Below are 20,992 nucleotides of genomic sequence, written 5' to 3' on the forward strand. Positions count from 1 at the left end.
ACCCATGGCTGCGCACGATCGGGTGTTTCCGGTCGACTGGTCCCCCGACGCGATCATCGTCACCGCCCATGACGGCGCGATCGTGCACGCCAATCCCCGTGCCGAAGACTTGTTCGGCTACGCGAGCCGCGAGCTGATCGATCGTCCTCTCGGGCTGCTGTTCCCGTCGCGGGACGGAGCGGGGGGGCTCGCGGCGGAGGCCAGACGCGCTCCGCTGCAGCAGTCGAGCCGCCTCGTCGCCTGCGCGCACCGCGACGGCACGCGCTTCGAGGCGCTGATCAAGTGGCGTCCGGCACCGGAGAAGGCCGGGGCCTATCTCGTGTTCTCGCTTCGGGAGGTGGAGGCGGCAGCGGCGCCGCCGCCGCGAACCGAGCGCGTCGAGCTCCTGCCGCTCTTCGTGCACGACGTCAGACAATCATTGCAAAGTATTCAATTTATTTGCGATTCGATTGGCGAGTCCGAGCCCGAGGCGGCGCGCACGATCGGCGAGATCGTGAGCTCCCTGGGGCGGCTGCTCGACCGGATGTCGCGGATGGAAGAGCCCGGCGGCGCGGAAACGGTGCACGAGCGCTGCCGTGTCGGGGACCTGCTGCAGACGCTCGGCCGCGAGCTCGAGCCGCTCGCGGTGCGCAAGGGCGTCGATCTGATCGTCGACGACGTCTCCGCGGAGATCACGACCGATCCCGTCCTGTTTCGCGAGATGCTTCACAACCTCGTCGTGAATGCGATTCGATACACCGACGAGGGCTCGGTCGAGGTGAGGTGCCGGGCCGGATCGCGGCAAGTGAGGATCGAGGTCCGCGACACCGGTGTCGGCATGGACCCGGAGGAGGTCGAAGCCGTCCTTGGGCGCCCCGACGCGTCCGCGCTGCCGCCGCTCGGCCCGGGGCTCGGCCTCCTCCTCGTGCGGCGCCTCGCCGGAATGCTCGGTTGCCGCCTGTCGGTGCGGTCCCGCCGGGGCAAGGGCTCCTGCTTCGCCGTGATCGCTCCGCAGCGCGCGATTCCGCGGCGCCGCCCGCCGAAGCCGCCGCCCGGACGCAACGAGGCGGGATGATGCGATCGCCGCCGCGTGCCCGCGGCGACGTCGAGCGCATCGTTACGCGGGCAGGCTGCTACGGCGCGCGGGCGGCGAGCAACTCCTGAATCGCCGCGAAGGACACCGGCTTCACGAGATGCGCGTTGAAGCCGGCTTCCCGGGTGCGCCGCCGGTCGGACGGCTGTCCCCAGCCGGTCACCGCGAAGATCGCGATATCGCGGGCCCACGGGCGCCGCCGAATCCGGCGGCACGCCTCGTAGCCGTCGACGCCCGGCATGCCGATGTCGAGAAGGATGCAATCCGGGCGGAACGACTCGGCGACCTCGGTCGCTTCGAGCCCGTCCGCGGCGGTGCGCACTTCGTGTCCGTTGATGGCGAGCACCTCGGCCATCGCGGCGGCGGCGTCGCGGTTGTCGTCGGCGACGAGAATGCGGCGTCGCGGCGCATGCGAGCCGCGCGCGGCCGTGTCGCGCGACGACGTGCTCGCATCGGCGTCGAGCCGGGGGAGCGTGAGCACGAACTCGCTCCCGCGCCCTTTTCCGGCGCTCTTCACCGTGAGCGTGCCGCGGTGCAGCTCGGCGACCCGGCGCGCGATCGTCAGGCCGATTCCGAGCCCGCGGCGCGGCTCGCCGCCGCGATGCTCGCCCTGGGCGAACAGCTCGAAAATGCGGGACAGCATGCTCTCTTCGATGCCGATCCCGTCATCGCTCACGCGCACGACGGCGACATCCCCGTCGAGATCGAGCGCGAGGCTCACGCGTCCGCCGTCGTCCGTGTATTCGGCCGCGTTCTCGAGGAGGTTCGAGATCGCCTGGCTCACGCGCGCGTAATCGCCGTGGATTTCGACGGGCTCCTCGGGCATGCGGATCGTCAGTTGATGGCCCGACCGGTCGAGCAGCGGGCGAGCGCTCTCGACCGCGCTCGCGATCGCCGTCCGTAGGTCGAAGCGCGTGCGCCGCAGCTCGAACTTGCCGCGGCTGATTCGGCTCGCATCGAGCAGATCGTCGATGAGCCGCACGAGCTGCGCGAGCTGCCGCTCGATGATCTCGCGCGCGGGTGCGAGCGTAACCGGATTCCCGTCCACATAGGTGAGGAGCTCGGCGGCGCTTCTGAGCGGAGCGAGCGGGTTGCGCAGCTCGTGCGCGAGCATCGCGAGGAACTCGTCCCTCTGCTCGCCCGTGTCGACGGCCGCATCCGCGTTCGACCGGCGCTCGCGCGCCTGCGCGGCGGCGACCGCGGCCGCGAGCACGTCGGCTGCGGCCGCGAGGAACTCTCGATGTGCTTCGTCATCCGCGAGCCGCGACTCGAAGCCGACGACCAGGCGGCCGAGCGCGGGCTCGCCCTCGACTGCGGCGAGCGGCAATGCGACCGCGGCGTCGCCGCCGAAAGGCCGCCACGCGTCCTCTGCGACCTCGTCGTTCGCGGGGGCGTCGCGGCCGTCGAGCGCGAGCGCCTGCGGCACGTTCGGCGGGAGAGTGCCCGCGGACGTCGCGAGCCGCGCGGGCCCACCGTCGCCGCCCTCGAGATAGACGAGCGCGAATCGCACACCCGGCGCGTCCGCGGCGAGCACCGCGGCCGCATGCTCGCATGCTGCGCCCGGCGTTTCTGCGCGCGCCGCGGCCGCCAATCGGCCGAGCGCTGCGGAGCGACGGCGCGCGAGGATCGAGGCCGTCTCGTCCGTGCAGGCGCCGAGCACGCCGACCGCGCCGCCCCAGTCGTCCCGAATCGGCGTCAACGAAAAGCTGCAAACGATGTCTTGCTCGCGGCCGCCGCGTTTCACACGCAGCCGCCGCTCGGGCACGGTCGCCGCGGCGTTCGCCGCGATGACGTCGACGACCTCAGTGCCGATCGCCTTCCACAGCTCTTGCCGCACCTCGCTCGCGGGACGGCCGATCGAGCGCGAGTCCGGGCGGCGGCGACCGAAGAGCCGCGCACAGGCATCGTTGTGGAGGTTGATCAGATCGCGGCCCCACCAGATGAACGTCGGAGTCGGGCTCGCGAGCATCAGCCGGAGCGCGGTCTTCAGGTTGTCGGGCCAGCGGTCGATCGGACCGAGCGCCGTCGACGACCAGTCGCGGGCGCGCATGAGCCTGCCGGTCCGGCTGTCCGCGTCGAATAGCTCGGCGGCCTCGCGCCGCTTCAAGCCTGTCACGCCGGCCGAGCTCCGCAGAGCCCCCCGGCTCGAGGTCCTATGCATGGGTGTGGGTTTTCGGAGTCGAGTCTGACTGGCATAAGCAAGTTGCATGCCAGGCAACGAACCGGACGAGCTTTTGCTGCGCCGACACGCTCTCGCGCCGGCCCCGCGCCGTTTGTGAGCGCGGCGCCACGCTTCCCGAGGAGGGCGCACGACCCGCGGGCGGACCGATCGTTCGAGGCATGGATCTTGCCTGACGAGCCGGCGTTTCCAGCCGATCGGGGAGACTGCCGATGCCGCCGCGCGCAGAGGTTCTCGCGAACGTTCGAACGGACGACGCCGGCGATCGTGCGGACCTGCTTCGGCGGATGGACGCGTACTGGCGCGCCGCGAACTATCTGTCCGTCGGGCAAATCTACTTGATGGCGAACCCGCTTCTGCGCGAGCCGCTGCGCCTCGAGCACGTGAAGCCGCGGCTGCTGGGTCACTGGGGAACGACGCCCGGTCTGAACTTCATCTACGCGCACCTGAACCGCGTAATCAAGGAGCGGGATCTCGACATGATCTTCGTCACCGGTCCCGGGCACGGCGGCCCGGCTCTCGTGGCGAACACGTGGCTCGAGGGCACCTACAGCGAGCTCTACCCGGAGGTGTCGCTGAACGAGGAGGGCATGGGGCTGCTGTTCAGGCAGTTTTCGTTTCCGGGAGGTGTTCCGAGCCACACGGCGGCGGAGACTCCGGGCTCGATCAACGAAGGCGGCGAGCTCGGCTACTCGCTCGCACACGCGTATGGCGCGGCATTCGACAATCCCGACCTGATCGTCGCCTGTGTCATCGGCGACGGCGAGGCGGAGACCGGTGCGCTCGCGGCGAGCTGGCATTCGAACAAGTTCCTGAATCCCGCGATCGACGGCGCCGTGCTGCCGATTCTGCATCTGAACGGATGGAAGATCGCCAATCCGAGCTACCTCGCGCGGATATCGCGACGCGAGCTCGAGGATCTGTTTCGCGGGTACGGCTACGAGCCGACCTTCGTCGAAGGCGAGGAACCGGAGGCCGTCCACGAGCAGATGGCCGCGGCGCTCGATGCCGTGCTCGACCGCATCGCTTCGATTCAGGCCGACGCCCGCACCCGCGGCTTCACCGAGCGGCCCCAGTGGCCGATGCTCGTGCTGCGCACGCCGAAAGGCTGGACCGGCCCGAAGATCGTCGACGGCGAGCCGGTCGAAGGGACGTGGCGCTCGCATCAGGTTCCGCTCGCCGGGCTGCGTGAGAACCCGGCCCATCTCGCGCAGCTCGAAGCCTGGCTGCGCAGCTATCGGCCGGAGGAGCTTTTCGACGAGTCCGGACGGCCGGTGCCCATGCTGCTCGATCTCGCGCCCCGCGGCCCGCGGCGAATGGGCGCGAACCCTCGCGCGAACGGCGGAACTCTCCTCAAGGATCTGCGCCTCCCGGACTTCAGGCAGTACGCCGTCGAGGTCCCGCGGCCGGGCGCGACGAAGGCCGAGGCGACCCAGGTGCTCGGCCGGTACCTGCGCGACGTCATGCAGAAAAATCTGGAGTCGCGCAATTTTCTCGTGTTCGGCCCGGACGAGACGGCATCGAACCGGCTCCAGGCGATCTACGAAGTGACCGCGAAGCGCTTTACCGGGCCCTTCGTGTCGGAGGACGTGCATCTCGCGCCGGACGGCCGCGTCTTCGAGGTGCTGTCGGAGCACCTGTGCCAGGGCTGGCTCGAAGGCTATCTGCTGACCGGAAGGCACGGCGTTTTCTCGTGCTACGAGGCATTCATCCACATCGTCGATTCCATGTTCAATCAGCATGCGAAGTGGCTGAAGGTCTCGAAGGAGATTCCCTGGCGGCGTCCGATCGCCTCGCTGAACTATCTCTTGACGTCGCACGTTTGGCGACAGGACCACAACGGCTTCAGCCACCAGGACCCGGGATTCATCGACCACGTCGTGAACAAGAAGGCCGAGATCGTGCGCGTCTACTTGCCGCCCGATGCGAACACGCTGCTTTGCGTCGCCGATCAGTGCTTGAGATCTCGCGACTTCGTGAACGTCGTGGTCGCGGGCAAGCAGCTGCAGCCGCAGTACCTCGACATCGACGCCGCGATCAAGCACTGTGCGGTGGGGATCGGCATCTGGCCTTGGGCGAGCAACGACGAGGGCAGCGAGCCCGACGTCGTGATGGCGTGCGCGGGCGATGTGCCGACGATGGAGACGCTCGCGGCCGTATCGATTCTGCGCGAGCTCTACGCCGATCTCAGGGTCAGGGTCGTCAACGTCGTGGATTTGATGACGCTGCAACCGCCGTCGGAGCATCCGCACGGGCTGTCGGACCGCGATTTCGACGCGATCTTCACGCGCGACAAGCCGATCATCTTCGCCTATCACGGATACCCGTGGCTGATTCACAGGCTCACGTATCGGCGCACGAATCATCCGAATCTCCACGTGCGCGGCTACAAGGAAGAGGGAACGACGACGACGCCGTTCGACATGTGCGTGCTGAACGACATCGATCGCTTTCACCTCGTCGCCGACGTCATCGACCGCGTGCCGAAGCTCGGGCCGACGGCCGCGTACGGCAAGCAGCGGATGCGCGACAAGCTGATCGAGCACAACCAATACATCCACGAGCACGGCCAGGACCTGCCCGAGGTGCGGCAATGGGCCTGGCAAAGCGAGCAGGAGGACTGAGCGTTGGCGGCGAGAAGGGGCAGGACGGCGGTCCGAAATCCGCTGAGGACGCTGCGCGACCACGGGCAAAGCTTATGGCTCGACAGCTTCTCTCGGGGAATGCTCGCGAGCGGCGAGCTCGAGCGTCTCGTCGGCGAGTGCGGAGTGCGCGGCGTCACGTCGAGCCGAGCGGATCTCGACGGGGCCGACGCGCGCTCGCGCGGCGAGGATGAGCCCGCTCGCTGCACGGTCGGCCCGGAAGACGAGATTCGCGAGACGATCGTCGTCGAGGAGGCGCGGCACGCGGCCGATCTGCTGCGGCCGGTCTATGACGCGAGTGCCGGCGCCGACGGGTTCGTCTGCGTTGCCGTATCGCCCTGGAAGGCGGACGATGCCGGCGCGACGATCGCGGAGGCCAAGCGGCTTTGGGGATCGATCGCGCGGCGCAACGCGATGATCGAGGTGCCCGCGACGATCGAGGCGCTGACGGCCGTGCGCGCGCTGCTCGCCGAAGGGATCAACGTGAGCGTGGGCATCGTGCTCGGCCTGAAACGGTATCGCGAAGTCCTCTCCTCGTATCTCGAGGGGATGGAGGCCGCGGCGGCCGCGGGCCGCAATCTCGGGCGCATCGCATCCGTCGCGAGCTTCCGCCTCGACCTGATCGACAGGGCGGCGGACCGCGAGCTCGAGCGCATCGCCGCGCGCGGCGACGAGCGGCGGGCGCAAGCCGCCGCGCTGCGCGGGAAGGCCGCGATTGCGAGTGCGCGCGCCGCATATGCGGTCTTCGAGGAGCTTGCCGCGTCGCCGCGCTTCCGGCGGCTCGCCGAGCGCCGCGGAGCGCTGCCCCAGCGCTTGCTCTGGAGCGGCACTGCGGCGGAGCACGGCAGCGGCCGCGCGCGCTACGTCGACGCGCTCGTCCGCCCGCAAACCGCTTGCGCGCTCCACATCGACGCGCTCGCGCACTTCTGCGCGAACGGCGACCGGCGGCCGCGGCTGATCGGCCGGATCGACGAGGCGGCAGCAACGCTCGCGGCGCTGCGCGGCCTCGGCATCGATCTGGATCGCCTCGGCGACGCGGTGCTGGACGACACCCTGTGGCGCTCGGTGAATGGGCACGACGCATCGTCCGAGAGGCTCCGGACGCACAGCGGTGCATGCGCCGATGTCGCGACGTGAAGGCGCGTCGCTGCTCGTCGTCTTCAACGCAGGCAGCTCGTCGCTGAAATTCGAGGTGTTCGACTGCCGCGGCGGGCTCCGCTCCGTGGCGCAAGGCGCCATCCGCGACATCGGGCACGCCGGCGCGACGCTTGCATTCGGAGCAGGCAGCGTGAGTGTCGGGCCCGTCGCCGACGCCGGCGAAGCAGCGGGGATCGCGCTCGATCGTCTGCTCGGCGGACTCGACGGCTTCGTGCTCCGAGCGGACGACGTCGCGGCCACGGGTCATCGCGTCGTGCACGGCGGCGACCGCTTCTCCGCGCCCGTGCGCGTGACGGTCTCCGTGTTCGACGCGCTGAAGTCGCTCGCGCCGCTTGCACCGCTGCACAATCCGCAGTCGCTCGCCGTGATGCAAGCGGTCGGCGAGCGCTTTCCGGACGTGCCGCTCGTCGCCGTGTTCGACACCGGCTTCTTTCACGCTCTGCCCGAGACCGCCAGGCGCTATGCGATCCCGGCGGAGTGGAGCGAGCGGCTCGGCGTTCGGCGCTACGGCTTCCACGGGATCGCGCACGAGTACCTCGCGCGCCAGCTCGATGCGGCGGGCGGCGCGCGTCGCGCCGTGACAATACACCTCGGTCAAGGCTGCTCGATGACGGCGCTCAGCGAAGGGCGGCCCGTCGACACCAGCATGGGCTTCACGCCGCTCGAGGGTCTCGTGATGGGCACGCGCAGCGGCGACGTCGACCCCGGCGTGATTTTGTATCTCGCCCGGCAGGGGCTCGCGTGGAAGGAGCTCGAGGACGGACTGAACCGCGGCTCGGGCCTCCTCGGTCTCTCCGACGCATCCGACGACGTCCGCGAGCTGCTCGCGCTCGAGTCCGACGGGCACGCGGGCGCACGGCGAGCGCTCGCGATCTTCTGCATGCGCATCCGCAAGTACCTCGGTGCGTACGCTGCCGTGCTCGGCGGGGTCGACGCGATCGCGTTCGGTGGGGGCATCGGCGAGAACTCGGCGGAGATCCGCGCGCGCATCCTCGCGGACATGGAATGGCTCGGGGTCGACCTCGACGCCGAGGCGAACGCGTGCGCGTCGGGGCGCGTGGGCCGCATCTCGAGCGCCCGGTCGGCGGTCGCCGTGCACGTCTTCCCCGTCGACGAGGAGCCGCTGATCGCCGCAGCCGCGCTGGACGTTCTCCGCGATGCAACGGGCTGACTTTCGCATCGGCGGTACGGAACTTGCACCCGCTCCATATGGGCCGCATGGCCGGGGGCGAGACGAAGGGAAAGACGACATGGTGCAGAGACACGAGCGCGACGGACGCGACGACATCGACGTCGAAGAATTCGAAACCCTGCTGCGGCGGCGACAGCAAGCGCTTTGGGACGACGTTCGGCGCGAGCTCGAGAAGCACGAGGGCGCACAGTTCGAGGATCTAATTCAGCAGGGGGCCGATCCGGATGACCGCTCCGTCGCGGACCTGCTGACGGATTTGAATCTGGCCGAGATCAGCCGCGATATCGACGAGCTGCGCGCGATCGAGCTCGCGCTCGGGCGGATCGAGGCGGGCAGCTACGGCATTTGCCGGTCCTGCGGACGGCGGATCAACCCCGACCGGCTGCGTGCGATTCCGGAGACGCCGCTCTGCATCGAGTGCCAAAGCCGCGCGGAGGAGCGCAGCAACGCCGGCACGCCGTCGCTTTAGGCAACGGGGACGTCCCGTGCATAGGGACGCTCCTCATTCGACTATACATCGGGGCGTATAGATCGTTGCCGGACGACATCCTTCGTATTCTTCGCTATTAGCCGCGGATCGACCGGTCCGTGTCATCGTCTCCGCCGTAGCGGCGCGAACGTTCCCGAGCGCGGCAACCGATCGCAATCGGGGACTGTCATGACCGCGCGCCGATTTTCCGTACGGCAACTCTGCCGGCGAGCAAGGATCGTGCCGTGTCTTGCGCGGTGCTTGCAGACGCAATTTCCGCTCATGGATTGCAGAAAGCGGACCGCGCGCGGCGGCTCGTCGAAAACGACTTTCGCTGCTGCCTCCGCGCTTCTGATCGGCTCGAGAAGAAGCGGCATGATGCTTGCATCGATGGCGGTCCGCGGAAGCTCGGCCCCGGGGCTCGGCCGCACACGGAGGAGTACGCATGCACGAGACGCTCGGCCGTGAAGGACGAGCATACGGCGGCAAGGGCGATCGAGAATCGAGTGCCGATGCCCACATCGCCGTCGTGAGAGCTCTGCACGGGCTCGGCGACATGCTCTGTGCGGTGCCGGCTCTCGCCGCGCTGCGCCGCGCTCATCCGGGTGCGCACGTCACGCTGATCGGCTTCCCGGCATGCCGCTGGCTGCTCGAACGGTTCGGCGGTCTCGTCGATGCATTGGTGCCGTTTCCGGGATTTCCCGGTATTCCGGAGAAGCCTTATTCGTTCAGCGCGCTCTGTGCGTTTTTGCATCGCGCTGCCGCCTCGCCCTACGACCTCGCGATCCAGATGCACGGAAACGGCACCGTGAGCAACGCGTTCACGGCGCTGCTCGGCGCGCGCACGATCGCCGGGCTCTATCGCCCGGGCCAATACAGGCCCGCGGAAGACACGTTCTTTCCGTATCCCGAGCGCGGCTCGGAGATTCATCGCTGGCTCTTCTTGACCGAGGCGTTGCGTTGCCCGTCGGACGACGACCGGTTGACCTTCCCGGTGACCGAGGCAGACCGCGAGGCGTTGCGCTCGCACACGGTGCTCGGCGCATTGCCGGAGCGGGGATTCGTTTGCGTTCACGCGGGCGCACGAAACCCGTCGCGCCGGTGGCCGGCCGAGCGCTTCGCGCGCGTCGCGGATGCCCTGGCCGAGCGCGGATACGACGTCGTGCTGACCGGAACCGCAACGGAGCGTCCCGCGGCCGAAGCGGTCGCGGCGGCGATGCGGCACACCGCGATCAACGCCGCGGGAGACACGCCGCTCGGCGCCGCTGCGGCCTTGCTCGAGAAGGCCGCGCTGCTCTTGACGAACGACACGGGCGTCTCGCACCTCGCCGCATCGCTGCGCACGCCGAGCGTCGTCGTCTTTCTCGCGTCGGATCCCGACCGCTGGGCGCCGATCGATCGCGAGAGACATCGCGCGGTCGTCGCGCATGGCCTCGTCACGCGTCCGCTCGAGCGGATGCTCGCGTCGCGCTGCGCGGTCCCCGAAACCTCCGAGGTGCTCGGCGAAGCCCTCGATGTGATGAATGGAGTGTATGGCGGGTAGCGCTCGACACAGGGCGGGGACTTGGCACGACGCGGCGACGCTCGTCGCGGCGTTCGCCGGTACGAGCAACGGGGCGAAGGCCGTCGTCCCGGCGCTGCGCAGGCTACGCGCCGCGCTGCCTCGAGCGAAGCTGCTGCTCCTTTGGCCGGCCGAGGTCGAGCCGCCGCCCGGCGCGTGCACGCTCGCGGACCGCCGAATCGACTATCGGTCGCCCGAGCCGCCCCGCTCGGGCCGAACGGGGGGCCCGCGGGAAGGGGACTTGTCGGACCTCACGGCGGCGTCCGGTCTCGACGCTGCGATCGCCGCGCTGGCCGCCCATTCGGCGTACCAGGCCATCGTGTTCACGGAGTCCGGCGCGGCCCCTTACGCCGCGGCGTACGTCTGCTACCTGGCCGGCATTCCGGAGCGCGTTGGGCTCACGGCGGAGTTCGGCGGCGCGGTGCTGTCTCGGGCCGTACCGCCGCCCGCCGGGACGGCCGAGCACGAGCGCCATCTGTTTCTGCTCGACGCCCTCGGCTTCGGCGGCGCATTGCACGGCCGCCTCGACGCGCCTGCACCGACCGCCGCGCTCGGGAGCTCGTGATGCGCCCGCTGAACGTCCTCACATGGCACGTGCACGGCAGCTATCTGTGGTACCTCTCGCGCGTTCCGCATCGGCTCTATCTCCCGATCAAGCCGGGACGCCCCGAAGGCTACGGCGGGCGGCTGCCGGGACTGCCGTGGCCCGACAACGTGGTCGAGGTGCCTGCCGAAGCCGCGCGCGACCTCGAGCTCGACTGCGTCCTGTTTCAATCGCGAAAGAGCTACGTCGAGGACCAGCACGAGATTCTTTCGCCGGCGCAGCGCCGGTTGCCGCGGATCTTTCTCGAGCACGATCCGCCGCGCGAGCAACCGACCGATACGCGCCATCCGGTCGACGATCCGAACGTGCTGCTCGTGCACGTCACGGCGTTCAACGAGCTGATGTGGCACAACGGACGAACGCCGACACGCGTGATCGAGCACGGCGTCGTCGTGCCCGACGGCGTGCGTTATACCGGCGAGCTCGAGCGGGGGATCGTCGTCGTGAACGGGCTCGCCGCACGCGGCCGCCGACTCGGCGCGGATGTCTTCGCGGCCGCGCGCCAGCGCGTGCCGCTCGATCTCGTCGGTATGGATTCGCAGCGACTCGGCGGCCTCGGCGAGGCGGGCCACGAGGAGCTTCCGCGCCTCGCTGCCCGCTACCGCTTCTTCTTCAATCCGATCCGCTACACGAGCCTCGGGCTCGCTGTCTGCGAAGCGATGATGCTCGGCATCCCAATCGTCGGTCTCGCGACGACGGAGATGGCCACGGTCGTCGAGAACGGCAGGTCCGGGTTCATCGGCACCCGGCTGAGCGCACTCGTGGATGCGATGCGCGGGCTGCTCGCCGATCCCCGTGAGGCCGCGCGGCTCGGCCGTGAGGCGCGCCGGGTCGCCGAGCGCCGCTTCCACATCGGGCGCTTCGTGCGCGACTGGAACGCCGCGTTCGAGGAGGTCACCGGCGTGGGCGCTCCGCGGTCGCGCGACGCCGCGTCGAGGAGCTTCGCCGCTCATGCGTAGGATCGCGATGATCAGCGACCACGCGTCGCCGCTCGCGGCGCTCGGCAGCGCCGACGCGGGCGGCCAGAACGTCTATGTCGCGCACCTCACGCGGCGACTCGCTGATCGCGGAATAGAGGTGGACGTGTTCACGCGCCGCGACGCCGACGACTTGCCCGAGGTCGTGCCGTGGTATCAGGGCTCGCGCGTCATTCACGTACCCGCGGGACCGCCGGAGCCCGTTCCGAAGGAAGAGCTGCTGCCGCACATGGAATCGTTCACTCGGTTCGTGCGGCGCGCCTGCCGGCGCCGGCGCTACGACCTGATCCATGCGAATTTCTGGATGTCGGGCCTTGCCGCTCTCGACATCAAAACGACGCTCGACATTCCGTTCGTCATCACGTTTCACGCGCTCGGGCGCATCCGCCGCGTGCATCAGGGCGAAAACGACCGCTTCCCGGATTGCCGCTTTCAGATCGAGGAGCGCATCGCGTGGGCGGCCGACAGGATCATCGCCGAATGCCCGCAGGACCGAGTCGATCTGATGACGCACTACGCGGCGGATCCGGAGCGCATCAGCGTCGTGCCTTGCGGCTTCGATCCGGCGGAGCTTGCACCGGTGCCGCGACACAACGCGCGCGCGCTTCTCGGCTTGCCGCAAGACGCGTTCATCGTGCTTCAGCTCGGGCGTCTCGTCCCGCGCAAGGGCATCGCGACCGCGATCGAAGGATTTGCGCGCTTTCGGCACGGTACGTCGGCGGACGCTCGCCTCCTGATCGTCGGCGGCGACGCGTACCGGCCGGACTTCACGCGCACGCCGGAGATGGCGCGGCTTGCGCGCGTCGCTGCGGCCGAAGGCGTTTCGGATCGAGTCGAATTCGCTGGGCGCCGCGACCGCGACGTGCTGCGCTACTACTACAGCGCCGCGGACGTGTTCGTGACGCTTCCGTGGTACGAGCCGTTCGGCATCACGCCGCTCGAAGCGATGGCCTGCGCCATCCCGGTCGTCGGCAGCCGCGTCGGCGGCGTGAAGTACACCGTCGTCGACGGCCTCACCGGCTGCCTGATTCCGGCCGCGGATCCCGAGGCGCTCGCGCGCTGCCTCGCGTTGCTGTACCGGGAGCGCGGCATGCGTTCTGCGATGGGGGCGAGCGGCCGCGAGCGCGTTGTCAGGGCTTTCACGTGGGAACACGTCGCGAAAGCGATCGAAGCCGTCTACGCGGACGTTCTGAGCGGGCTCCTCCGCGCGCCGGTGCGGCAGGTCGGGTATGCCGGCAACGCGGGCGCGTACGGCTCGACGGCCGTGTCGTCCGCGGCCGGGCCGCCTCCGGCGGCGGGCGTCGCCGGCACGCGCGTGAAGCGTCGCGTTCCTTCGCCCGTGACGCCGCTCCACCGGCATACGAGGAGGAAGAAGAAATGACGTTGCGGGAAAAGGTGCCGGAGCCGCACGAGGAGCCTTCGTCGAGCCTTCGCGGCCGCGTGGTGCTCGTCACCGGCGGCGGCAGCGGGCTCGGCGCGGCCGTCTGCCGATGCCTGTCCGACGCGGGCGGGACGGTCGTCGTCACGGACGTCGACGGCGACCGGGCGCTCGCGGTCACGGAGGCGATCGCCGCGCGCGGCGGCTCCGGCTCCGCGCGAGCGCTCGACGTGCGCGACGAGCGTCAGGCCCGCGACGCGATGGCGGCCGTCGTCGCCGAGCAGGGCCGGCTCGATGCCGTCGTGAACAACGCCGGGGTCGACGTGACGAAGCCGGTGGTCGATTTGTCGATCGAGGAATGGGATCGCGTGCTCGCGGTCAACCTGCGCGGTCCGTTCGTGATGTCGAAGCTCGCGTTCGAGACGATGCGCGCGCAGGCGCGCGGCGGGCACGTCGTGAACATCGTCTCCACGGCCGCCCGTCGCGCGTGGGCGAATGCGGCGGCCTATCACGCGAGCAAGTGGGGGCTGCTCGGTCTGAGCCATGCGCTGCACGTCGAAGGCCGCGAGCACCGCATCAAGGTGACGGCGCTGATCGCGGGCGGAATGCGCACGCCGTTCCTTCTGGACCGATTCCCGGACATCGATCAAAGCGTGCTCCAGGATCCGGCGAGCGTCGCACAGGCGGTGCGGTTCGTGCTGACGCAGCCGGCGGGCACGGTGATCCCGGAGCTGATGGTGATTCCGGAACGGGAAACGTCGTGGCCGTGAAGAGCCGTGCGCGGAAGCTTCGGCGGGCCGTGTTCCTCGACAAGGACGGCACGCTCGTCGAGGACGTGCCGTTCAACGTCGACGCCCGACGCCTGCGGCTCGGTCCGGGAGCCGACGAGGCTTTGCCGCGGCTCGCGCGCGCGGGCTTCGTGCTGGCCGTGGTCTCGAATCAGTCCGGTGTCGCGCGCGGGTATTTCGCGGAGGACGCGCTCGCGGGCGTCGCACGGGATCTCGGCGCGCTCGTCGCAGGGCTCGGCGTGACGCTCGACGGTTTCTACTACTGCCCGCACCATCCGGAAGGCCGCGTCGCCGCGTACCGGCGGGACTGCGAATGCCGCAAGCCCCGCCCGGGTCTCCTCGAGCGTGCCGCGCGCGACCTCGACGTCGACCTCGCCGCGTCGTGGCTCGTCGGCGACATTCTCGACGACGTGGAGGCGGGGCGCCGCGCAGGCTGCCGCACGATCCTGATCGACAACGGCAACGAGACCGAATGGCGGCTCGCCCGCGAGCGGCTGCCGCACCATGCCGTCGCGAATCTCGCCGAAGCCGCGCGCCTGATCGTCGCGCTCGATGTCGTCGAGCCGAGTGCCGCCGCGGGGCGGCAGGTGGCCTGACCGATGCCGCGGCTGCGACGCGCGGATGCCGAGCGGGACGCCTGGCGTCGCGTCGCGCGCCTTCTGTGCGTGCGGCTCGACGCGATGGGCGACGTGTTGATGACGACGCCGGCGCTGCGCGCGGCAAAGGAATCCGCGCCCCGGCACATCACGCTGCTGACGTCGCCCGGAGGCGCGGAGGCGGCGCGCCTCGTGCCGGATGTCGACGACGTGCTCGTCTACGAGGCGCCTTGGGTCAAGGCGACGCCCGCTCGCTCCGACGCGAACGGCGACCGCGAGCTCATCGCGCGGCTCGCCGCAATGCGCTTCGACGCCGCCGTGATCTTCACGGTCTACAGCCAGAATCCGCTGCCGGCGGCGATGGTGTGCTATCTCGCCGGCATTCCGCGGCGGCTCGCGCATTGCCGCGAGAATCCGTATCAGCTCTTGACGGACTGGGCGGCCGATTTCGAGCCCGCGGGCGGCGTGCGTCACGAGGTTCGCCGGCAGCTCGACCTCGTCGCCCGCGTCGGCTGGCGCACGTCCGACGAGCGGCTCCGTCTCGCCGTGCCGCCCGCTGCGGCCGCGCGGGTAGACGCGATGATCGCGACGCTCGGGCTCGACCTCGGGCCGTGGGCCGTGGTTCATCCGGGCGCGAGCGCGCCGTCGCGTCGCTACGCTCCGGAGCGCTTCGCCGCGGTGATCCGCGCGCTCGCGCGCGATCACGGCTGGCGCATCGCGCTGACCGGAACGGGCGAGGAGGCGCCGCTCCTCGAAAGCCTTCGCGGCGCCGGAGGGAACGGGGCGGTCTCGCTCGCCGGCGCGCTCGATCTCGCCGAGCTCGGCGCGCTGATCGCGCGCGCGCCGCTTCTGATCTCGAACAACACCGGGCCGGTGCACGTCGCCGCGGCCGTCGGCACGCCGGTCGTCGATCTCTACGCGCTCACGAATCCGCAGCATACGCCGTGGCGTGTGCCGAGCCGCGTTCTCTACCACGACGTTCCGTGCCGCACGTGCTACCGCAGCGTATGCCCGGAAGGCCACCACCTTTGCCTCGACGGCGTGCCGCCGGCGCGGGTCGTCGCGGCGGCCGTGGATCTCGCGAGGGCGGGGCGGGCGGCGCCCGCCGGCGACGGGCTTCCGGTCGCGGCGCACGACGCGCCGGGCTCCGTCTCGTCGCTTCGCACCGGCGCGGTCGCCCGGTCCGCCGCGGAGAGGCCGCGATGACGGCGGAAGCGCCCCCGATGATCGACGTCGACGTGCTGATCCCGACGTACGCGCGCCCGGCCGCGCTCGCGGTGACGTTGACGAGCCTCGCCGCGCAGACCTTCGGCGCGTTCCGCGTGATCGTCTCCGATCAGACCGAGGGCGACGGCGCCGTCGCTGCGGGCGAGGTGCTTGCGGCTGCCCGCGTGCTCGTGAGCCATGGTTGCGAGGTCAGGCTGCAGAAGCATTTGCCGAGGCGCGGGATCGCCGAGCAGCGTCAGTTCCTGCTCGAGCAGGCCCGCGCGCCGTACGTGTTGTGTCTCGATGACGATGTGATTCTCGAGCCCTACGTGCTCGGCATGCTGGTCGATGTCATCCGCGAGGAGCACTGCGGATTCGTCGGCTCGTCCGTGATCGGACTGAGCTTCGCACGGGACGTGCGTCCCGACGAGCAGCGGGTGGAGCTCTGGAAAGGCCGCGTGCAGCCGGAGGAGGTGCGGCCCGGCAGCGAGGCCTGGGATCGATGGAAGCTGCACAGCGCAGCGAATCTCTATCACGTGCAGCGGCGCCTCGGCGCCGCGGCGGGCGCGCCGCTCCGCTACAAGGTGGCATGGGTATCGGCCTGCGTGCTCTACGACGCCGAGAAGCTTCGCGCGGTCGGCGGCTTCTCGTTCTGGGAGAAGCTGCCCGCCGAGCACTGCGGCGAGGACGTCCTCGCACAACTCGAGCTGATGCGTGTCCATGGCGGCTGCGGCGTGATGCCTTCGGGCGCCTATCACCAGGAGTTGCCGACGACGATCCCCCATCGCGACTTCGGCGCCGATCGGATGCTGCTCGGCACCGGACGCGAGAGCCGAATGCGGAGCGTCTAGCGGGCCACGAGCATGGACGACGGAGCGGAAGAGGGCGGCAGGACGACGGCGAGCGCGGGCGGTCGCTGGCAAGCGGTCCGCCGTCTTCTCGTGATCCGCGCCGACAACATCGGCGACGTCGTGATGGCGGGGCCGGCGTTGCGCGCCGTTCGCGAGACGCTGCCGGACGTGCACGTCACGCTGCTCGCAAGCCCGACGGGCGCGCAGGCGGCGCCGCTGTTGCCCTGGATCGACGACGTGATCGTGCGCCGGGTGCTGTGGCAGGACCTCGGCCGCCTGCCGTTCGAGCCGCGCCGCGAGCGCGGGCTGATCGCGAGGCTCGCGGCCGGACGGTTCGACGGCGCCGTGATCCTGACGAGCTTCAGCCAGAGCCCGCACCCGGCGGCGTTCGTCGCGTGGCTCGCCGGGATTCCGCTGCGCGCGGGAGCGTCCCGGGAGCGGAGCGGACTGTTGACCGATCCCGTCGCATTCCCGCCGTTCGAGTGTCACCAAACCGCGCGCAACCTCGCGGTCGTCGCCGCGCTCGGCTTCCGCGTTCGCTCGTCGGCTCTCGAGGTGCGCATTCCGCCGGAGGCGCGAAGCCGTGCCGCGGCGTTGCTGCGGCAGCGGGGGATTGCCGACGGCGCGTCGTACCTGCTGTGGAATCCGTGGGCCACGGCCGCGGCGCGCACCTGGGATCCGCGGCACGGTTCGCAAGCGGTCCGACTCGTCGCGGCGGCGACGGGCTTGTCGGTCGTGGTCACGGGCAGCGCGCGCGAGGCCGACGGGACGGCTGCGCTCGCCGAAGCCGTCGGCACGGCGGCCGTCGATCTCGCAGGGCGCACGTCCGTCGCGGAGCTCGCCGCGCTCGTCCGCGACGCGCGCCTCGTGATCACGAACCACACGCTCGCGATGCATCTCGCGGACGCGCTCGGCACGCCTGCCGTCGTGACTTTCTCGGGCACCGACCTCGAATCGCAGTGGGCGCCGCGCCGCTCGCCGCATCGGCTACTCCGCAAGCCGACCGCGTGCGCGCCGTGCTATGCGTTCGACTGCCCGTTCGGCCACGAATGCCTCGGCTTCGAGCCACGGGACGTGGCGGACGCCGCGCTCGAGCTGCTCGCGGCCTCGGCGCCGCCGCGGGCGACGCCCGTGGAGGCGCGCCGTGCTTGAGCGGCACGCAGCCGCAGGCACCCCGCGGGGCGCGCGCCCCGCGCCCGTGCCGAGCGCGGAGACCGCGATCGCGGAGTTCTGGGCCCATCACGAGCGCTACCGGGTGCCGCTGCGCCGCAGCATTGCACGGCTGGCCGAGCTCGCGCTGTCCGACGACTGCGATGTCGCCGCATACGGCACCCGTTTGCTGTTCGAGCGGATCGTCGAGCCTCTCTGTGACGGGTTCACGGGCCGGGGCGCGGAAACGTATCGCAGCGCCTTCGCGCAGATCATCGCGGCCGCGCGCGTTCGGCCGCAGTGCGCTTCGCTCGATCGCGCATTGGCGGAGGACGGCGTGATGACGACGCGCGAGCTTCTCGGCGTGCCGCAGCCCGCGCCTCTCGGCTCAGTCGAGCGCAGCCGAGTGCGCACGATCCTCGTGCCGTCGCGGCTCACTCTGGGCGCGGACGTCGCGATCACGATGCCGATCCTCGGCCGGATGGAAACGCTCTTTCCGCAAGCCCGTATCGTCCTTCTCGGGACCCGGGCCTCGGCGGTGCTCGCGCGGAGCTTCGCGCGGGTCGCGCACGCGGAAGTGCCGTATCGCCGGAGCGACTTTCTCTCCGAGCGGTTGAACGCATGGCCGGCGCTGCGTGCCGCGGCCCGCGTTGCTTGCAAAGGGTTGCGCTCCGGCGAGTACCTGCTGGTCGATCCGGATTCGCGGCTGACTCAGCTCGGCTTGCTGCGCCCGGTTCCGCCCGAGCGCTATTTTCATTTCCCGAGCCGCAGCTACGGCGAAGAAGGAACGGAGCCGCTCGGCGTTCTCGTTCGGCGCTGGCTGGACGAAACCTTCGGCGGCTGCGGGACGCCGGATCACGCGCTTCGCATCGACTCGGCCGTGGCAGCGCGATGGCGCGCGCTGCGCGCCCGATGGGCGGACGGCGCGCTCGCCGTCAGCGCGAGCTTCGGCGTCGGCGGCAACGGCCGGAAGCGCGCGGGACTCGAGCTCGAGGCCGATCTGCTCGAACGGCTCGTGCACCGCGGCGCACGCGTGCTGCTCGCCCGCGGCGCGACGCCGGGCGAGGCGAGCGAGACTCGACGTCTCGCGGGCTGTCTCGCGGCCCGCGGCATCGCGACCGCCGATCTCGATCCCCAGCTCGAGGCGGAGGGCCTGCTCGCCGCGAGCGTGCTGACCTGGGAGGGCGACGTCGATACGTTCTTCGCGGCCGTCGCGTGCGCGGACGTCTACGTGGGCTATGACTCCGCGGGTCAGCACATCGCGGCGGCGCTCGACGTGCCGGCGCTGGATCTCTTCATCGAGTCCGCCGGCCCGCGGCACGCGATGCGATGGACGCCGCGAGGGCGGGCGCCGCTGCGCGTCGTTCGCTCCCCATCGCCGCCTGATGCGGCCGTGCTGCTCGAGCACGCGACGCGGGCGTTCGACGCGCTCGTGCGCGAGGCGAACCGCTAGGCCCTGCGCCGTGATCACGCTCCGCGGCTCTCGCCGCCTGCGTCGCGTCGGCCGCGCTCAGCGCGGCGGCAGGATCAGCAGTCCCTCGTGCCCGCGCAGTGTCAGCGCGCGGCCGACGTCGCGCGGCGCGGTCGTCACCGTCAGCGTGGAGAGCACGGCGCGGCCGCCCCGCCACTTCGGAGGCGGATCGAACGTCGCCGGCGCGGCGCCGAAGTTCAACACGACGAGCAGCCGCTCGCCGCCGTGCGCGCGCTCGTACGCGAGGAGCGGCGGCGGCAGGGGCAGCGGACGATAGCGGCCGTCGCAAAGCGCCGCGTGACGGCGCCGGTGATCGATGAGCGCCTTGTAGAGGGAGAGGAACGAGGTCGGATCGTCGCGCTCGACGGTGACGTTGAAGGCTGCCGCGTCCGGCGCGACCGGCAGCCAGGGCTCGGCGTCGCTGAAGCCCGCGTTCGGTCCCGCCGTCCACTGCATCGGCGAGCGGTATGGATCGCGGCCGAGCCCGCGCCCCGGCACGTTCAGCTCTCGTGGATCCTGCACCTTCTGCGGGGGCAGGTGCTCGAGGTTGCGCATGCCGATCTCGTCGCCGTAGTAGAGCGTCGGCGTGCCGCGCAGCGTCAGCAGCAGCATTGCGCCGATTCGCGCTTGCTCGCGCCCCACGCGGCTCGCGATCCGGGGACGATCGTGATTGCCGAGCACCCAGTTCGGCCACTCGGCTTCGGGAACGGACGCGTCGTACTCGTCGATCAGCGCGAGCACCTTCGATGCTTCCCATTCGATCTCGAGCAGGTGAAAGTTGAACGGAAGGTGCGCCCCGGACCGTTCGACGCCGTAATAGGCGATCAGCTTTCCGATCGGCAGATACACCTCGCCGATCATCAGCCGCTCGTCGTACTCGTCGACGACGCTCCGGAGATACGCGACGGCGTCGTGCACGTCCGGGTGATCGGCGGAGAAGGTCGGCAGCAGGGCGTTGTACGGGGAATCGCGCTCGGGATCGTAGGCGGGATTCGGCGGGTTGTCGCGCAGCCGCTCGTCCTTCACGAGATGCCACAGCACGTCCACGCGGAATCCGTCGACGCCCTTGTCGAGCCAGAAGCGCATGACGTCCGCGATCGCCGCGCGGACCGCCGGATTCCTCCAGTTGAGATCGGGCTGCTCGGGCAGGAACGCGTGGTAGTAGTACTGTCCCGTCGCCTCGTGCCAAGTCCACGCGGGCCCGCCGAACTCGCTGCGCCAATTGTTCGGCGGGCCGCCGGCGGGCGAAGGATCGGCCCAGAGGTACCAGTCGCGCTTCGGGCTCGTGCGCGAGGAGGCCGACTCGCGAAACCACGCGTGACGGTCCGACGTGTGGTTCGGGACGAGGTCGATCAGAAGGCGCATGCCGCGCCGATGCACGTCGGCGAGCAGCCGGTCGAAGTCCTCCATCGTGCCGAAGATCGGATCCACTGCGGTGTAATCGGCCACGTCGTAGCCGAAGTCCCGCATCGGCGAAACGTAGAAGGGCGACAGCCAAATCGCGTCGATGCCGAGCCACTCGAGATAATCGAGCCGCTCGCGGACGCCGTCCAGGTGACCGATGCCGTTGCCGTCCGTGTCTTGAAACGAGCGCACGTAGATCTCGTAGATCACCGCGCGCCGCCACCATGCTTCAGCCGTCGCCGCCAAGAAAGTCACCTTTTCGGCTACCAAGCAGCATTCGTGCCGGCACCTCGGA

17 protein-coding genes are annotated in these 20,992 nt (G+C 70.3%); 15 read left to right on the top strand and 2 right to left on the bottom strand.

Annotated features, from left to right (window positions below; genetic code table 11):
• The first annotated feature begins 4 nt into the window (after nt 1-4).
• On the top strand, nt 5-1,054 hold the full coding sequence (locus VF329_15075; protein HEX7082329.1) for a HAMP domain-containing sensor histidine kinase: 1,050 nt from the start codon (nt 5-7) through the stop codon (nt 1,052-1,054).
• Between the two features lie 58 nt (nt 1,055-1,112).
• On the opposite strand, the gene VF329_15080 is transcribed toward VF329_15075, so the two are convergent.
• Nucleotides 1,113-3,188 (bottom strand): response regulator, encoded by a 2,076-nt coding sequence (locus tag VF329_15080; protein HEX7082330.1) that lies wholly within the window; start codon nt 3,186-3,188, stop codon nt 1,113-1,115.
• A 275-nt stretch (nt 3,189-3,463) separates the two neighbouring features.
• Between VF329_15080 and VF329_15085 the strand changes: the two genes are divergently transcribed.
• The 14 genes from VF329_15085 to VF329_15150 all read left to right on the top strand — a co-directional run bounded on the left by VF329_15085 (nt 3,464) and on the right by VF329_15150 (nt 19,275).
• A complete protein-coding gene (locus VF329_15085; GenBank protein HEX7082331.1) occupies nt 3,464-5,875 on the top strand; it encodes a phosphoketolase family protein in 2,412 nt (803 codons plus the stop codon).
• A 3-nt stretch (nt 5,876-5,878) separates the two neighbouring features.
• A complete protein-coding gene (locus VF329_15090) occupies nt 5,879-7,030 on the top strand; it encodes a transaldolase family protein (GenBank protein ID HEX7082332.1) in 1,152 nt (383 codons plus the stop codon).
• The gene (locus VF329_15095; GenBank protein ID HEX7082333.1) at nt 7,017-8,222 is read left to right on the top strand and encodes an acetate/propionate family kinase; all 1,206 of its coding nucleotides are present in this window, start codon (nt 7,017-7,019) and stop codon (nt 8,220-8,222) included. The genes VF329_15090 and VF329_15095 overlap by 14 nt, the downstream gene beginning before the upstream one ends.
• A 79-nt stretch (nt 8,223-8,301) precedes the next feature.
• Nucleotides 8,302-8,712, top strand: coding sequence for a TraR/DksA C4-type zinc finger protein (locus VF329_15100; GenBank protein ID HEX7082334.1), 411 nt, complete (start codon nt 8,302-8,304; stop codon nt 8,710-8,712).
• Nucleotides 8,713-9,157: 445 nt separating this feature from the next.
• Complete coding sequence (locus tag VF329_15105) at nt 9,158-10,255, top strand: glycosyltransferase family 9 protein (protein HEX7082335.1); 1,098 nt, start codon at nt 9,158-9,160, stop codon at nt 10,253-10,255.
• On the top strand, nt 10,245-10,838 hold the full coding sequence (locus VF329_15110; GenBank protein ID HEX7082336.1) for a hypothetical protein: 594 nt from the start codon (nt 10,245-10,247) through the stop codon (nt 10,836-10,838). The genes VF329_15105 and VF329_15110 overlap by 11 nt, the downstream gene beginning before the upstream one ends.
• On the top strand, nt 10,838-11,836 hold the full coding sequence (locus tag VF329_15115) for a glycosyltransferase (protein ID HEX7082337.1): 999 nt from the start codon (nt 10,838-10,840) through the stop codon (nt 11,834-11,836). Before VF329_15110 ends, VF329_15115 begins: the two co-directional genes overlap by 1 nt.
• Nucleotides 11,829-13,235, top strand: coding sequence for a glycosyltransferase (locus VF329_15120; protein ID HEX7082338.1), 1,407 nt, complete (start codon nt 11,829-11,831; stop codon nt 13,233-13,235). Before VF329_15115 ends, VF329_15120 begins: the two co-directional genes overlap by 8 nt.
• Complete coding sequence (locus VF329_15125; GenBank protein HEX7082339.1) at nt 13,232-14,002, top strand: SDR family oxidoreductase; 771 nt, start codon at nt 13,232-13,234, stop codon at nt 14,000-14,002. The genes VF329_15120 and VF329_15125 overlap by 4 nt, the downstream gene beginning before the upstream one ends.
• Nucleotides 13,993-14,616, top strand: a complete 624-nt coding sequence (locus tag VF329_15130) for an HAD family hydrolase (GenBank protein ID HEX7082340.1) — start codon at nt 13,993-13,995, stop codon at nt 14,614-14,616. The genes VF329_15125 and VF329_15130 overlap by 10 nt, the downstream gene beginning before the upstream one ends.
• A 3-nt stretch (nt 14,617-14,619) precedes the next feature.
• Complete coding sequence (locus VF329_15135) at nt 14,620-15,822, top strand: glycosyltransferase family 9 protein (GenBank protein HEX7082341.1); 1,203 nt, start codon at nt 14,620-14,622, stop codon at nt 15,820-15,822.
• On the top strand, nt 15,819-16,673 hold the full coding sequence (locus VF329_15140; GenBank protein ID HEX7082342.1) for a glycosyltransferase: 855 nt from the start codon (nt 15,819-15,821) through the stop codon (nt 16,671-16,673). The genes VF329_15135 and VF329_15140 overlap by 4 nt, the downstream gene beginning before the upstream one ends.
• A 12-nt stretch (nt 16,674-16,685) precedes the next feature.
• Nucleotides 16,686-17,825, top strand: coding sequence for a glycosyltransferase family 9 protein (locus VF329_15145; GenBank protein HEX7082343.1), 1,140 nt, complete (start codon nt 16,686-16,688; stop codon nt 17,823-17,825).
• Nucleotides 17,818-19,275: a hypothetical protein gene (locus VF329_15150; GenBank protein HEX7082344.1), complete on the top strand. Its 1,458-nt coding sequence runs from the start codon at nt 17,818-17,820 to the stop codon at nt 19,273-19,275. Before VF329_15145 ends, VF329_15150 begins: the two co-directional genes overlap by 8 nt.
• 57 nt (nt 19,276-19,332) lie before the next feature.
• Here the strand turns inward: VF329_15150 and VF329_15155 are convergent, their stop codons facing one another.
• Nucleotides 19,333-20,943, bottom strand: coding sequence for an alpha-amylase family glycosyl hydrolase (locus VF329_15155; GenBank protein HEX7082345.1), 1,611 nt, complete (start codon nt 20,941-20,943; stop codon nt 19,333-19,335).
• Nucleotides 20,944-20,992: the final 49 nt, after the last annotated feature.

The organism is Gammaproteobacteria bacterium (assembly GCA_036381015.1).
Taxonomy (GTDB): Bacteria; Pseudomonadota; Gammaproteobacteria; order Steroidobacterales; family Rariloculaceae; genus ZC4RG20.